General features: G+C 53.2%; 11 protein-coding genes. 4 read left to right on the forward strand and 7 right to left on the reverse strand.

Annotated features, from left to right (window positions below):
• Window positions 1–28: 28 nt before the first annotated feature.
• From E7745_RS06210 to nqrF, 3 genes are read left to right on the forward strand one after another with little or no spacing between them, the layout of a single operon-like run.
• Window positions 29–655 carry an NADH:ubiquinone reductase (Na(+)-transporting) subunit D gene (locus E7745_RS06210; RefSeq protein ID WP_107032732.1) on the forward strand — a complete coding sequence of 209 codons (627 nt, stop codon included), beginning with the start codon at window positions 29–31 and terminating at the stop codon, window positions 653–655.
• A gap of 49 nt (window positions 656–704) precedes the next feature.
• Window positions 705–1,322, forward strand: coding sequence for an NADH:ubiquinone reductase (Na(+)-transporting) subunit E (nqrE, locus tag E7745_RS06215; protein WP_107032733.1), 618 nt, complete (start codon window positions 705–707; stop codon window positions 1,320–1,322).
• A gap of 35 nt (window positions 1,323–1,357) precedes the next feature.
• Window positions 1,358–2,623, forward strand: a complete 1,266-nt coding sequence (gene nqrF / locus E7745_RS06220) for an NADH:ubiquinone reductase (Na(+)-transporting) subunit F (protein ID WP_107032734.1) — start codon at window positions 1,358–1,360, stop codon at window positions 2,621–2,623.
• Window positions 2,624–2,742: 119 nt separating this feature from the next.
• On the opposite strand, the gene E7745_RS06225 is transcribed toward nqrF, so the two are convergent.
• Window positions 2,743–3,327 carry a nitroreductase family protein gene (locus E7745_RS06225; protein WP_136408489.1) on the reverse strand — a complete coding sequence of 195 codons (585 nt, stop codon included), beginning with the start codon at window positions 3,325–3,327 and terminating at the stop codon, window positions 2,743–2,745.
• Window positions 3,328–3,395: 68 nt separating this feature from the next.
• Here E7745_RS06225 and E7745_RS06230 point away from each other — a divergent pair, with 68 nt between their 5' ends.
• Complete coding sequence (locus tag E7745_RS06230) at window positions 3,396–4,676, forward strand: O-acetylhomoserine aminocarboxypropyltransferase/cysteine synthase family protein (protein ID WP_107032736.1); 1,281 nt, start codon at window positions 3,396–3,398, stop codon at window positions 4,674–4,676.
• A 106-nt stretch (window positions 4,677–4,782) separates the two neighbouring features.
• On the opposite strand, the gene E7745_RS06235 is transcribed toward E7745_RS06230, so the two are convergent.
• The 6 genes from E7745_RS06235 to E7745_RS06260 all read right to left on the reverse strand — a co-directional run bounded on the left by E7745_RS06235 (window position 4,783) and on the right by E7745_RS06260 (window position 14,502).
• On the reverse strand, window positions 4,783–6,213 hold the full coding sequence (locus E7745_RS06235; protein WP_136408490.1) for a sialate O-acetylesterase: 1,431 nt from the start codon (window positions 6,211–6,213) through the stop codon (window positions 4,783–4,785).
• Window positions 6,214–6,218: 5 nt separating this feature from the next.
• Window positions 6,219–7,802: a glycoside hydrolase family 43 protein gene (locus E7745_RS06240; protein ID WP_124075570.1), complete on the reverse strand. Its 1,584-nt coding sequence runs from the start codon at window positions 7,800–7,802 to the stop codon at window positions 6,219–6,221.
• Between the two features lie 220 nt (window positions 7,803–8,022).
• Entirely contained in the window at window positions 8,023–10,404 is a 2,382-nt protein-coding gene (locus E7745_RS06245) for a TIM-barrel domain-containing protein (RefSeq protein WP_136408491.1), read from the reverse strand.
• 204 nt (window positions 10,405–10,608) lie between these two features.
• Window positions 10,609–12,207, reverse strand: a complete 1,599-nt coding sequence (locus E7745_RS06250; protein WP_107032740.1) for a xylulokinase — start codon at window positions 12,205–12,207, stop codon at window positions 10,609–10,611.
• A gap of 1 nt (window position 12,208) precedes the next feature.
• On the reverse strand, window positions 12,209–13,738 hold the full coding sequence (gene araA / locus E7745_RS06255) for an L-arabinose isomerase (protein ID WP_124075572.1): 1,530 nt from the start codon (window positions 13,736–13,738) through the stop codon (window positions 12,209–12,211).
• A 68-nt stretch (window positions 13,739–13,806) separates the two neighbouring features.
• Window positions 13,807–14,502: an L-ribulose-5-phosphate 4-epimerase gene (locus E7745_RS06260; RefSeq protein WP_123399346.1), complete on the reverse strand. Its 696-nt coding sequence runs from the start codon at window positions 14,500–14,502 to the stop codon at window positions 13,807–13,809.
• Window positions 14,503–14,554 lie beyond the last annotated feature (52 nt).

Here is a 14,554-nt window from a genome sequence, read left to right on the forward strand (position 1 = left end):
TGCCGCGATGAAAAAACTTCTATAAGTCATGGCTGACAAAATCAAAGCAAAAGAGGTGCTTTTCAACCCTCTGTCAAAAAATAATCCCGTGGTGGTGCAGATCCTCGGTATCTGCTCTGTCCTTGCGGTCACTGCCAAACTTGAACCGTCAATCGTCATGGGAGTGTCGGTGATCGCCGTTCTGGCATTCGCCAACGTCATCATCTCGCTTCTTCGCAACACCATTCCGACAAACATCCGTATCATCGTGCAGCTCGTAGTGGTTGCCGGACTCGTGGTCATAGTCGATCAGGTGTTGAAAGCCTACGCCTATGATGCCTCCAAACAACTCTCGGTATTCATCGGACTCATCATCACCAACTGTATCCTTATGGGGCGTCTCGAAGCCTTCGCGATGGCCAACAAGCCCTGGCCTTCGTTTCTCGACGGTGTCGGCAACGGCATCGGCTATGCCGTCATCCTCGTCATAGTAGGTTTCTTCCGCGAACTCTTGGGCAGCGGAACTCTTCTGGGCTATCAGGTGATACCGCAGAGCTTCTACAATGCCGGATATGTCAACAACGGTCTGATGATCCTTCCCCCGATGGCTCTGATCCTCGTAGCCTGCATCATCTGGGTGCAGCGTTCCTACAACAAGGATCTCCAGGAGGATTGATCTCCGAGTGTTCGCTAAAAATAGTGTTTACAGTTTAAAACTATCAGAGTTGGAAAATTTAAATATCTTCATACGGTCGATATTCATCGACAATATGATTTTCGCCTATTTCCTCGGCATGTGTTCATTCATTGCCGTTTCGAAGAACGTAAAGACGGCTTTCGGACTTGGCGTGGCCGTGACTTTCATGCTTGTGGTCACTCTGCCGGTCAACTATCTTCTGCAGACCTATGTGCTTAGTGCCGGAGCGCTCTCATGGCTCGGTCCGGAATATGCCGACGTGGATCTAAGCTTCCTTTCGCTCATAATGTTCATCGCCGTCATAGCCTCGATGACACAGCTTGTCGAAATGACGGTAGAGAAATACAGCCCCGCGCTTTACTCGTCGCTCGGCATCTTCCTACCCCTTATCGCAGTGAACTGTGCCATTCTCGGCGGCTCGCTCTTCATGCAGCAGCGTGATTTCCCCTCGGTCTGGACCGCAGTCTGTGCAGGTGGCGGCTGGGGGCTCGGCTGGCTGCTGGCTATCACTGCCATCGCTGCCATACGCGAGCGTCTTGCCACATACTCTAACATTCCGAAACCACTGCGCGGAGTTGGCATCACTTTCATCCTCACCGCACTGATGGGCATAGCCTTCATGAGCTTCCTCGGAATCAAGATCTGATTTACTAACCCTTGTTATTACTGAATTTCACAGATATGCTGACAATACTCTCAGGCGTTTGCATCTTTCTGATCATCACACTTTTTCTTGTGATGATTCTGCTGCTCGCCAAGAAATATCTTGTCCATTCGGGCAAAGTAAAGATCACGATTAACAATGATACCGTTGTGGAAGCCGACTCAGGCAAAGCTCTGCTCTCAACACTCGCTGACGAAAACATCTTCCTCCCCTCGGCCTGTGGCGGAAAAGGAAGTTGCGGACAGTGCAAATGTCAGGTCTTTTCAGGTGGCGGTGACATACTTCCTACTGAAAAGGTGCACTTCTCACGCAAACAGCAGCAGGACCATTGGCGCCTCGGTTGCCAGGTAAAGGTGAAGGAAGATTGCTCTATCGGCATTCCGGCCTCTGCGCTTGACGTCAAGGAATGGGAATGCGAGGTGATCTCAAACCGCAATGTGGCCACCTTCATCAAGGAGTTCATTGTGGCTCTTCCTGAAGGCGCCCACATGGATTTCATCCCCGGTTCATATGCCCAGATAAAGATTCCTACCTTCGATATGGACTATGACAAAGACATTGACAAGGATTCGATCGGTGCCGAATATCTTCCCGCATGGGAAAAATTCGGACTTTTCGGACTGAAATGCCGCAACACGGAGACAACTGTCCGCGCCTATTCGATGGCCAACTATCCGGAAGAAGGCGACCGCATCATGCTGACAGTCCGCATCGCCACTCCACCTTTCAAGCCGAAACCCCAGGTGGGATTCCAGGATGTGATGCCGGGTATCGCTTCGAGCTACATCTTTACCCTCAAGCCCGGTGACAAGGTGCGCATGAGCGGTCCTTACGGCGATTTCCACCCGATTGTCGATTCAAAGGCCGAGATGATGTGGATAGGCGGCGGCGCAGGTATGGCCCCGCTTCGCGCACAGATCATGTGGCTCACCAAGACGCTCCAGACCCGCGACCGCGTGATGAACTATTTCTACGGAGCCCGTGCGCTCAACGAGGTGTTCTATCTCGACGATTTCATGCAGCTTGAAAAGGACTTCCCCAACTTCAAGTTCCATCTCGCTCTTGACCGCCCAGATCCGGCAGCTGATGCCGCAGGAGTGAAATACACCGCCGGATTTGTTCATCAGGTGATCTATGAGACATATCTCAAGGACCATCCAGATCCGGAAGATATCGAATACTATATGTGTGGCCCCGGCCCGATGAGCGCCGCCGTCAACAAGATGCTCGATGATCTTGGCGTTGATCCCGAATCTGTCCACTATGACAACTTCGGAGGCTGACCGCTGAAGATCTCAGGCACTGAAAATACAAGGCCATCGGCAGTATCCATGTCAGGATTCAGCCGATGGCCTTGCATTTTGTGGCGGTCTTGTGAGACGGCGCTGCCGCAGGGTTTGTTTCAGCTGATGATAAGTTCTTCCAAAGGCCGTTTGGGCACGATGTGGACATCTGCGTCATCACGGAAGTAGCGGATGTCTGCCTGGCTTGTACCGTCAGTGGATATGATTTCGACTTTTTCAGCCGGATAGCCTAAAGCAAGCACATATAAAGGCTTGTATCGTTCAGGTATCGCGAGCGATCGTACCACCTCGGCTGCATTGAACGCTTTTATTATGCAACCGTTGATTCCGAGGGCAGAGGCTCCGAGTGTCAGGGCTTCAAGATGAAGCCCGTCGTCACACAGGCAGTTGCCTGCCAGTTCCGTGTCGAGGCATTGCACAAGATAGGCCGTCGGGCGTTCCTCCTCTGACGGACCGGCCCAGTCAGTCAGATAGCCGGCCCATTTCAGAGCCGGAAACAGACACTCCTCAGGTGTGCTGACAAGGCGATAGCGCAGAGGCTGCATGTTGCGGGCCGATGCGCAGTAGCGGGTCAGTTCGACCAATTGCTTCAGAATTTCTGCGCCGACAGACTTTGAACCGTCGAAACGGCGCACGGAGCGGTTGCTTTTCAGAAGATCTCTGAGATTGTCAAAAGTTATCATGGACAAAAGCCGGTTACGGAGTTGCTAAAATTTTATTACCTTTGCAAAAATACTTAATAATAACAATAATGTCAAATAAACTTAACAGCGGTACTATTTGTGTGCAGGGCGGTTGGAAGCCTGAAAACGGGCAGCCCCGTGTCTTGCCGATCATTCAGAGCACAACCTTCAAATATTCAAGTTCCGAACAGATGGCCAGGCTTTTCGACCTTGAGGAAAGCGGTTATTTCTATACACGTCTTGCCAACCCCACAAATGATGCCGTAGCGGCTAAGATTGCGGAACTTGAGGGCGGTGTGGCTGCGATACTGACATCTTCAGGCCAGGCCGCAAACTTCTATGCCGTGTTCAACATCTGTCAGAGCGGCGATCATTTCGTCTGCTCATCGGCAATATATGGAGGCACATTCAACCTTTTTGCCGTGACAATGAAGAAAATGGGCATTGACTGCACTTTCATCAGCCCGAATTCTACGGAAGAGGAAATCGCTGCGGCTTTCCGGCCCAACACAAAGCTGCTTTTCGGCGAGACTATCTCCAATCCGAGCAATGATGTGCTTGACATTGAGAAATTTGCCAAAGTGGCCCATGCCAACGGTGTGCCGCTGATTGTCGACAATACATTCGCCACGCCCATCAACTGCCGCCCGTTTGAGTGGGGCGCGGACATCGTGACACATTCCACTTCTAAATATATGGACGGCCATGCCACAAGCGTAGGCGGAGCCATAGTGGACAGCGGTAACTTTGACTGGGATGCCTATGCCGATAAATTTCCGGGCCTGACCACTCCTGACGAATCATATCACGGACTCACATACACCAAGGCTTTCGGGAAGGGTGCGTTTATCACCAAGGCAACAGCTCAGCTGATGCGTGACCTCGGATCAATTCCTTCGCCCCACAATTCGTTTCTGCTCAACATCGGTCTTGAAACCCTGCATCTTCGTGTGCCCCGTCATTGCGAGAACGCACAGAAGGTGGCCGAATGGCTTGAAAAGCACCCGAAAGTCAGCTGGGTGAACTATGCCGGACTGCCGGGCAACAAGTATTATGAACTCGCCCGGAAGCAGATGCCGCAGGGCACTTGCGGTGTGATCTCGTTCGGACTTAAGGGTTCGCGCGAAGATGCGATAGAGTTCATGGACAAACTCCGGTTTATCGCTATAGTGACCCATGTGGCTGATGCCAGGACCTGTGTCCTGCATCCTGCAAGCCATACCCACCGCCAGCTGACCGACGAGCAGCTGAGAGAAGCCGGCGTAGCTCCGGATCTCGTGCGACTGTCGGTAGGCATCGAGGATATCGACGACATTCTTAATGATCTCGATCAGGCGCTCGCAGACTAACAGGATATAGCAAAGGCCGTAACACATACAAGCTTCATAAAGCGTGTGTTACGGCCTTGTTTTTTAGGATCTGTCCGGCAGATGCAGGAGGGTGGGGCGGCGGAGCTTACTCCCAGTCATCGGTCCGGAACGGAATCAGGGGCAGATAGTTGCCGGCATGTAGATTGCCCGGCATGAAATCGCGCCAGCCGTAGCGGACAGCCACCGGTTGCGGCACCTCTTTGCTTGAAACCACCATTTCGTTTGTCTGCCAGTGGAGCCACACGGAATCGGCCGGGTGGAAGACTTTGTCAGCACCTGCAACCTCAAAGCCCTGTATGTCATAGTTGCGGCAGATGCCGTCACAAGGAGAGTCTATAGCAACCCATGCGGCTCCGTCTTTGAATTTGTGGCTTTTATAGCGTGGACTTTCTACCGGGAACTGCTTTTTGCCGTAAGTCTTGTTAAGCACAAGGTCACAAAGACGCTTGCCTACAGCCGCTTTGTCGGCCGGATGGATGTTGAAACGTTCATAAGGCTTTACGAGATCGTTCGTGCAGATGATTCCGCTGTTCGGAATCCGCTCCACGGCTTTCCGCTGAGCCTCGCGCAGCAGAGGCGCTTTGCCTTGCTCAGAAGGGTCGCCGTATTCATACGGTGCGATCTCAACACTGTAAAACGGAATGTCACCGATGGCTATCCGGTCTCTCCAGTGTTTCACCATAGCCTCAAGCCGTTCGGCATAGGTCTGCCAGGTGGATACGTTGGAGCAACCCTGATACCACAGGATACCTTTATAGGTGTAGTTGCTGATGGGTACAAACATAGCGTTATACATCAGCATCGGGCGCAGGTAGTGGACCATCGGTTCGATGTCTTTCGGATCAAGCGACACATCCTTGTATGTCTCAAGCAGCTCTCTGGGAGTCCAGCTTTCAACTTTGGCACCGCCATAAGCCGCACTGACAATGCCCACAGGCACACCAAGCACATCGCTCATGCGCTTGGCCAGATGCCATGCGAGGGCGCTGAACTCAGCAGCGGTTTCAGGTGTGGGAATAGCCCATGAAGCATTGACAGTGTCAACCGGAGTATAGCTCTGTGTCAGGGGCACGGTGAAAAATCTGACTTTGTCGGCCTGCCGGCGTGAAGACGCAATCTCATCATATCCGCCTTCGGTGCAGCAGCCGGGAAATCCTTTCAGCGGCATCTGCATGTTGGACTGTCCGGAAGCCAGCCAGACTTCACCGACGAGCACGTTGCCGACCGTTATCGGCTCGCCGTCAGAAATCGTGATGGTGTGCTTGTCGAAACTGCCGCCGGGGGTGTCAATGGCCAGGCACCACTGGCCGGTGCGGTCAGTGGTGGTTGAGTAGGGCTTGTTGTTCCATGACGGAGTCACGGTCACAGTCGATCCCGGATCGGCGCTGCCGAATATGCGTGCGCTGGCATTCTGCTGAAGCACCATGTTGTCACTGATCATAGCCGAAGGCCTGACCTTTGCCGAGGCTCCTCCTGCAGTCAGCGCAAGAGCGAGGGCTATTAAAAAAGTTCTCATTTATTCTATTCTGATTTAGGAATGTAGTCGAAATAGTCAAAAATTCCGTCTCCGTGATTATCAGGCGAGACGGCATATAGCCCGATGAATGTGCCGGTGAATCCTCCGGCGGTTTCGGTTGAGAGATAGCGGGTGTTCATCTTCCCGAGCTCCTGAAAGCTCTTGCCTTCGTCAGTTGATGCGGAGAAACTGTAGACAGTCGGGCTTGCGGTAACTCGCAGTATCGCCTTTTTGCAGTCATGCGGGAGTGAGAGTTCCTTTTCGATATGGGTCAGTTCGTTAAGCCGGTATCTGAGCGCGACCGTTTTGCTCCCGTCGGTTTTCTGAGTGACGAACATGTCATAGTGCGACGGCTCGGAGGCGAATACCGTCAGGCCGGCTTCGCTCCCGGCCGATGGATTCTCAAGGCTGACAGCTGTAGTTGCCGTGAAATTGATATGCTCCTGACGGCGTAACAGCATTGTCGGTGATTCGGTCGTGCTATCCGGTCCGGCGGAGGTGCCTTTGAGTTTCAGACTGCCTTTGCCATAGCTGTAGTTGCCGGTCACCGGATTTCTGAGCCACACCCATTCGTGGCCGAGAGTCTTGCTGTCGAAATTGTCGCGCTGCTTTTTGGGAGGGAGCGGTCTGAGCGGCAATGTCGGCACATCCATGTCAAGGCTGATGATTCCGTTGCCGTTGACCACAGGCCAGGCGTTTTCGTCCCATCGTACCGGAGCAAGATAAGTCTCGCGTCCGAGAAGATGGTGCGCGCCGTTCTGCTGGCGGAATCCGAGACATACCAGCCACCATGATCCGTCAGGAGCCTGGACGAAATCGGCATGTCCGGTTCCCTGGATGGGGTTGGCCTGTCCAGCCCGGTTGAAATGAGTGAGTATCGGATTTGCCGGATTGGCTGTGTAAGGCCCGGCTATGTCACGGCTGCGGGCTATGGTCACACTGTGGCCCGGTTCAGTGCCTCCTTCGGCTATCAACAGATAATACCAGCCGTCTTTTTTGTAAATGTGCGGTGCTTCGGGATATCGACCGCCTGTTCCGTCCCATATGTGCCGGCTTTCACTCAGTTGCTCTCCGCTGAGCGGGTTGATCTCACACAGCCATATGCCGTTGTCAGGATTGCTGACCATGTAGCATCGGCCGTCCTCGAAATATAGCGATGGATCAATGCCTCCCTGCCTGAGCCACACCGGATCACTCCAGCCTTTTGCCGGATCGGTGGTGTGCACGAGAAAATTTCCTTTGTCCGAGACATTGGTGGTGATCATATAGAACCGTCCGTTGTCATATCTGATAGTCGGGGCATAGATACCGCCCCAGACAGAGGCGCCTTTGAGATTCAGCTGACTTTCGCGGTCAAGCACATGGCCTGTCTGCTGCCAGTTGACAAGGTCTTTGCTGTGATAGAGGGGCACTCCCGGAAAATAGCAGAATGACGAGTTCACAAGATAAAAATCATCACCGACTGCCACTACTGAAGGGTCGGGATGAAAACCCGGTATCACCGGATTGCGATAGCCATCGGCCCTGGAGCCGAACGGCAGCAGAAGAGAAGCCGACAGTGTCAGCGAGAAGAGTATGCACTGTTTCATGTCTATGATAGGTTATTGACTTTTGGTACATTAGCGGCATAATGCCGATGCAATCGCGAAGTTACGAAAAAAAAGTGATTTTATCGCATCTCGGAGGCATTGAGTTTTGGGCACACGTCAGCACGAGAAGATTGCATGATGTAATCCGTAAAAAAAAGGCCCATGAACTGTGGCGCTTGGCCATTGGTCATGGACTTTTTTTGTGGGGGGGGGAGACTGTTTAGCGGATATGTATTGCCAGAGGTTTGTCAACGTTCCATTTGATTTTGAATGTCAGCATGGATTCGCTGCGGTCAAATTTCCATGCTCCGCGTTTCAGCTTGTGTCCGTCAACGCTGACTGATGAAGGGTCGCCGTCAACAAGGTGAATCCGGAATGTCAGATCTTTGACTTTCGGCGCTCCCGGATATGTGCCTTGAGACGAGATGTCAAGATTTATCCCTTCAATGGAGGCTTCGCCGGTGAAATTTATGAGAGAATAAGCACCTTCATCGAGTGAGCCGGGCGATTTGCGGTCATCTTCAAACAGAGTGTATTCCGATTTGCCGAGATACGGATAGTAGTTTATCGTATAACGGTCGGTTCGGTAGTCTTCAGTCGACTGCATGCCATAGTCGGCCTGCGGGATGATGGCACCTGCGCGGACAAAGAGTGGGAGCACTTCAAGTGGCGCGGGATAGGTGACGGTATCTCCGCCGTTGTAAAGTCTGCCTGGATTGTTGTAGTCGACCCAGAGGCCATCGGGGAAGACAATGCTGCGCCGGGTTGCGCCCTGGGTCATGACCGGAGCCACGAGGATGTCGCATCCCCAGAGATATTCATCTGTGATGTCATCGAATCTGTCAGATCCGGAACTATAGAAATTGAGCGGGCGCACAAGGGGCAGACCCTGCGAGGCATTTTCGTAGGCCAGAGTGTAGTTGTATGGCAGCCATCTGTAGCGTTCCTTGATCAGGGGCAGGATTATGTGCTGTTGGTCCGGATAATTGTAAGGTTCTGCCGTAGCCTGGGCATGAGTGCGGAGGATGGGAGAGAAGGTGCCGAGCTGGAGCCACCGCACATACAGTTCGGGATCATAGGGTGCATCCGGGTCGATTGCAAAACCGCCCACATCGTGGCTCATGTAGCCCAGGCCGCTGAGCCCGGAGTTGAGCATGATGGTGATCTGCGGCTGCAGTCCGCCCCAGGAGCGGGATACATCAGTTGACCAGGGGTAGACGCTGTAGCGCTGCAGGCCTGTAGTGCCTCCGCGCATCATGGTCATGAGCCTGCGGTCTGGAAACTCCGAGGCAAACAGGTCAGATATGACTGATGACCAGTCGTTGCCGTAGAGATTATGGTATTCACGGGCGCTGAGTCCGTTGGCGTGTATGCCGGTTTCAGGGTGCACTTCGGGTTCGCCGAGATCGCCCCACCAGCCTCCGACACCTTCAAGGGTAAGAGCCTTGTAGCGCTCGCTCAGCCACGACCTGGTGTCAGGATTAGAGACATCAAACATGCCGCCTTCGCCGACCCAGATTTTGACTTCCTGCGGGCCTCCGGTCGAATCCTTGACCAGGAGGCCTTTCGATGCAAGCTCATTGTAGTTTTCAAGACCGCGTCCGTTGCGGAGAATGTAGGGCTGGGATATGATGACCGTGTTTACACCGTGCTCTTTGAGATCGGAAAGCATTTTCTTATGGTCGGGCCACTGCTGCTGATCCCAGGCCAGACGCCCCATGTCTTCCTCTTTGCCGTACCAGTAGAGGTCGAGCACGATTCCGTCAAGCGGATAACCGGCCCGTTTGAGAGTGTCAACCACACCGAGAGTCTCCTGCTGGGTGTGATAGCCGTATTTTGAAGTTATGTATCCGAGGGCCCAGAACGGGGGCAGTTTCTGCCGGCCGGTAAGCGCTGACAGTTCTCGTGTCACTGAAGCGAGTGATCCGGCGCCGTTGATGAAATAATATGAAATTGGTGACCGTGATTCGCTTGTGTAGACAATCGGATTGGACATGATCATGCTGGCGGCTGCAAAGTCATCGAATACAACTGCATAGCCGTTTGACGAGAGAAACAGCGGCATTGTGATGTTCATCTGACGGATGCGTTCTTCGCCTGCGGTGTAGCCGTAGTTCTGTTTGTTGTACATCACAAGAGTGTCACCCGCAAGGTTGAAACTGTAGCCGCGTTCGCCTGCGCCGTAGAATGAACCTTCGCCTACGGTCGACAGTTCGAGCCGCCTCTGTCCGCCGGCGAGTGTGCGCAGACCGTTGTCACTGACTGATCGTTTCGGGCCGGCGCTGATGTCAACAGAGCCGGTCAGGCTGTCTACCCGGACAACTATTCCGCCGCCGGTTGTCATCACGCAGATGCCCGGAGCCGTGCTTGATGATACAGTCCCGCATTGGCCGTTCAATACCGAAGTGGCGGTTTCCGGCAAAGTTTCTCCGGCATTCCAGTTACTTACTTTGATGATGTTGTCGCTTACGGCGCTTACTCTGACGTGCTGTCCGCCGGGTGTCTGAACGCTGATTTCTTTGGACTGTGCGATGGCGCAGTGTGGAATCACGCCGGCAAGCACAAGCGTGGCAATGGCCGTGATCTGACCTTTGAATTGCATATACTGATGTGTTTTAGACTGATGATAAAATTTTACGCATCACAAATTTACAACAAATCATCAGAAAAAATCAAATGCTGATTCTTAAATTTTCTTTCTCGGAATGGTTTCCGTGTTTTTGGTGAAAAAGCAGAAGGACGGACAGCTGTTGAAAGCTTTCCGTCCTTCTTATGGGATAGTTTTGACAGTTCTTGTGGAGCCGGATTATCGTTTGGCTTCGCAGGCCGCATGTTCAATGGCCAGACCTTGTCTGTATGTTTCGATGTAGCGGTTGAAGCCTTCGACATCGGCCGGATCAGGGGCGATTTCAGAGCCCGCATCACCGAGAAACACCCGGTCGTTGAGGAAGCCTGCAAGCGACAGCCCTTTGTCATTGTTGACAAGATACGATGCAAGAAGCGCTATGCCCCATGCGCCGCCTTCGCCGGCAGTCTCCATTACGGAGATCGGAGAATTGAGTGCCGCTGCGAGTATTCTCTGGCCTACGCCTTTGGTCTTGAACAGACCGCCGTGGCCGGTGATACGGTCTACTTCTACTTTCTCTTCGTTAAAAAGGATGTCATTTCCGATTTTAAGCACAGCCACGGATGCGTAGAGGTTTGCGCGCATGAAATTGGCGAGGTTGAATCTGTCGGCGGCTGAACGGACGAAAAGCGGGCGTCCTTCGGTCAGGCCGGTCACAGGTTCGCCGGAATAGTAGTTGTAGGAAAGCAGTCCGCCGCAGTCGGGGTCTCCGCTAAGGGCATTCTCATAGAGTTTGCCGAACACCTCGTTCATGTCAACGGGCACTCCGAGCAGTTGCTGGTATTCTTTGAAAAGGCTGACCCAGGCATTTAGATCGGATGTGCAGTTGTTGCAGTGGACCATCGCGACGAGGCTTCCGTCAGGTGTGGTCACCATGTCGATCATCTCATAGGGCTTGGAGAGATCTTTCTCAAGAACGATCATTGAGAATGACGAGGTTCCGGCAGACACGTTGCCGGTGCGCTGCAACACGGCGTTGGTTGCTACCATGCCGGTTCCCGCATCGCCTTCCGGCGGGCAGAATGGTGCGCCCGGCTGCAGATGGCCCGACACGTCAAGCCTTCTGGCGCCTTCAGGCGTGAGCTTTCCGGCATCCTGTCCGGCCGAAAGCACTTCAGGAAGTATATCGGTCAGAGTCCAGGGGTAGGCCTTGTCTTTGATGAGCGAGTCGAATTTGCCGACCATTTCAGCCGAATAGTTTCCGGTGGAGGGATCTATGGGTATCATGCCTGAGGCATCGCCTACGCCAAGCACTTTCCTGCCGGTCAGTTTCCAGTGGATATAGCCTGCGAGAGTGGTCAGATAGTCGATGTCTTTCACATGTTCCTCTCCGTTGAGTATAGCCTGATATAGGTGAGAGATGCTCCATCTGAGAGGGATGTTGTAGACAAAGAGTTCCGACAGCCGGGCTGCGGCAGGTCCGGTGTTGGTGTTGCGCCAGGTCCGGAAGGGCACGAGTATTTCGCCGTCGGCTCCGAATGGCATATAGCCGTGCATCATGGCGCTGACGCCGATTGCTGCAAGATGTTCGATCTCTATATCGAAATCTTTGCGCACATTTGCGCGCAGGTCGGCATAGGCGTCCTGCAGGCCATACCAGATAGCTTCTGTGCTGTAGGTCCAAAGCCCGTCGGCGAGCTGGTTTTCCCATTCATGACAGCCTTGGGCTATCGGCTTGTTCTCTCCGTCGATCAGTACGGCTTTGATTCGGGTGGATCCCAGTTCGATTCCGAGGATCGCCTTGCCCTGTTCGATTGTTGTTTTCGGATCAAGTTGCATTTTATCTGTTGAGCATGTAATAGACATCGTTGATGCGCATCTCACGCTTGAAATTCTCGATGGTTGTGTCCTTGTCGATGTGAAGCATTTCGATGCCGGCCATTTCGGCATAGTCTGCCCAGTATTCGGGAGTGACACCGTAGGCGAAACATGAGTGGTGGGTGCCTCCGGCGAGAATCCATGCTGCGGCTCCTGTGGCGAAGTCGGGCATCGGTTTCCAGAGAGCCGATGCTACGGGCAGTTTGGGAAGAGGTTTTGATTTCAGACATTCGACATCGTTGACAATCAGGCGGAAGCGGTTGCCCATGTCAATGACAGTGGCTGTGACGCCGGGCCCCGGCTTTGAGGTGAATACCAGACGTGCGGTCAGAGCCTTGCGGATGCCGATGCCGAGGAAATGCACTTCAAGACGAGGCTTACGCTCTGCTATGAGAGGGCAGATTTCAAGCATATGTGCCTGGAGTATAGAGCTTTCATTGCCATCGAAGTTGAGAGTGTAGTCTTCAAGGAAGGAGCACCCGCCGGGTAGACCCTGGTTCATAACCCACAGGGTGCGGTAGAGGGCTGCTGATTTCCAGTCGCCTTCGGCTCCGAAGCCGTAGCCTTCAGCCATCAGTCGCTGTGATGCGAGGCCGGGTATCTGGTCAAAGCCTTCGAAGTGCGGATCATTTATGTCATCAGTGCCGAGATCGTCAAAGTTGGTAGTGAATGCCTTGGCTCCTTTGTCCTGGAGGCAGGCACGGATTGCGAGTTCGGCGCGGGCGGCATTCCAGACCGATTTGTGTTCAGGAGTTGTGGCGTCAGCGATTTTCGGGTCAAAATCATAGGTGGCGAGGTAGGTATCGAAGAGGGCCTTGGTTTCCTCTTCGGTGACTTTCTTGTGATATTCCATCAGTTCGCTGACGGGACAGTAGTCCACGTGGTAACCCAACTGCATTTCGGCGGCAACCTTGTCACCGTCAGTGACAGCCACGTTGTTCATCTGGTCGCCGAAGCGGATGACTCTCATGTCCTGTGCGTCGGCCCATGCCGCGGCCACTCGTGACCAGACGGCTATGCGTTCCTGGATGGCCTTGTCTTTCCAATAGCCTACAACTACTTTGCGGCGGATGTTCAGACGGGCGCAGATGTGGCCGAATTCGCGGTCGCCGTGGGCGCTCTGGTTGAGGTTCATGAAGTCCATGTCCATAGTCTCCCAGGGGATTTCGGCATTGTACTGTGTGTGGAAATGGAGCAGCGGCTTGCGGAGTTGCTGCAGGCCGTGAATCCACATTTTGGCCGGTGAGAATGTGTGCATCCAGGTGATCACACCGACGCAGCGTGAGTCGTTGTTAGCCGCTTTTATAATCTCTTCCACTTCGCGTGAAGAGTTGGCTGTGCCTTTATAGACCACTTTCATCGGTATCACGCCGGAGGCGTTGAGACCATCGACCATTTCTTTTGAGTGTGCGTCGACTTTTACTACTGCGTCGCCGCCGTATAAGAGCTGTGCTCCGGTGATCCACCAGAGTTCGTTGTTTTCAAATGCCATATCAGTTTGTTTTTTTCTGTCTGTGTTATCTGTATTATTTGAATTGCAAGAATTCGTCTTGCAGTTTTTCAATCCTGTTTGCCCTGTCCGTAATATGCACCGGGGCCGTGCTTGCGGTTGTAGTGCTTCTCGATGAGGAGCGGATTCATGGTCAGCGCCGGATTGATGGTGCGGGCTATGAATGCCATTTTGGCGACCTGTTCGAGCACAACTGCGTTATGGACTGCATCGGCCGGATCTTTGCCCCAGGTAAAAGGTCCGTGGTTTTTTACCAGAACTGCCGGTGTGGCCGTCGGGTCGATGTCGGCGAAGCGTCTGACGATGACGTTGCCGGTTTCCAGTTCATAGTCACCTCTGACTTCTTCGGCTGTCATGTCGGCCGTGCAGGGGATGTCTTTGTGGAAATAGTCGGCATGAGTGGTGCCTATGTTGGGTATGTCAAGGCCGGCCTGTGACCAGGCGGTGGCATAGGTGGAGTGAGTGTGGACAACTCCGCCGATAGCCGGAAAAGCCCGGTAGAGAGCGAGATGGGTGGGGGTATCAGAAGATGGGCGCAGCTTGCCTTCTACGATATTTCCTTCAAGGTCAACCACTACCATATCGTCAGCGGTCATTTTGTCATAGTCGAGCCCGCTCGGCTTGATTGCGACGAGCCCTTTTTCACGGTCTATGCCTGAGACATTGCCCCAGGTGTAGATGACGAGTCCTTGCTTTACCAGTTCGAGATTGGCGTGAAAGACTTTTTCTTTAAGTTCCTGTAACATTTATGAGACGAGTATAGTTTAATATAAACAATCATTCGGCTGGTCAGGTTCA

It is taken from the genome of Duncaniella sp. C9 (genome assembly GCF_004803935.1).
GTDB classification, from domain to species: Bacteria; Bacteroidota; Bacteroidia; order Bacteroidales; family Muribaculaceae; genus Duncaniella; species Duncaniella muris.

Excerpts from the sequence above, each read along its gene's own strand:
- E7745_RS06210 (WP_107032732.1), top strand. The coding sequence starts at position 29 with ATGGCTGACAAAATCAAAGCAAAAGAGGTGCTTTTCAACCCTCTGTCA.
- nqrF (WP_107032734.1), top strand. The coding sequence starts at position 1,358 with ATGCTGACAATACTCTCAGGCGTTTGCATCTTTCTGATCATCACACTT.
- E7745_RS06225 (WP_136408489.1), bottom strand. The coding sequence starts at position 3,327 with ATGATAACTTTTGACAATCTCAGAGATCTTCTGAAAAGCAACCGCTCC.
- E7745_RS06230 (WP_107032736.1), top strand. The coding sequence starts at position 3,396 with ATGTCAAATAAACTTAACAGCGGTACTATTTGTGTGCAGGGCGGTTGG.
- E7745_RS06235 (WP_136408490.1), bottom strand. The coding sequence starts at position 6,213 with ATGAGAACTTTTTTAATAGCCCTCGCTCTTGCGCTGACTGCAGGAGGA.
- E7745_RS06240 (WP_124075570.1), bottom strand. The coding sequence starts at position 7,802 with ATGAAACAGTGCATACTCTTCTCGCTGACACTGTCGGCTTCTCTTCTG.
- E7745_RS06245 (WP_136408491.1), bottom strand. The coding sequence starts at position 10,404 with ATGCAATTCAAAGGTCAGATCACGGCCATTGCCACGCTTGTGCTTGCC.
- E7745_RS06250 (WP_107032740.1), bottom strand. The coding sequence starts at position 12,207 with ATGCAACTTGATCCGAAAACAACAATCGAACAGGGCAAGGCGATCCTC.
- araA (WP_124075572.1), bottom strand. The coding sequence starts at position 13,738 with ATGGCATTTGAAAACAACGAACTCTGGTGGATCACCGGAGCACAGCTC.
- E7745_RS06260 (WP_123399346.1), bottom strand. The coding sequence starts at position 14,502 with ATGTTACAGGAACTTAAAGAAAAAGTCTTTCACGCCAATCTCGAACTG.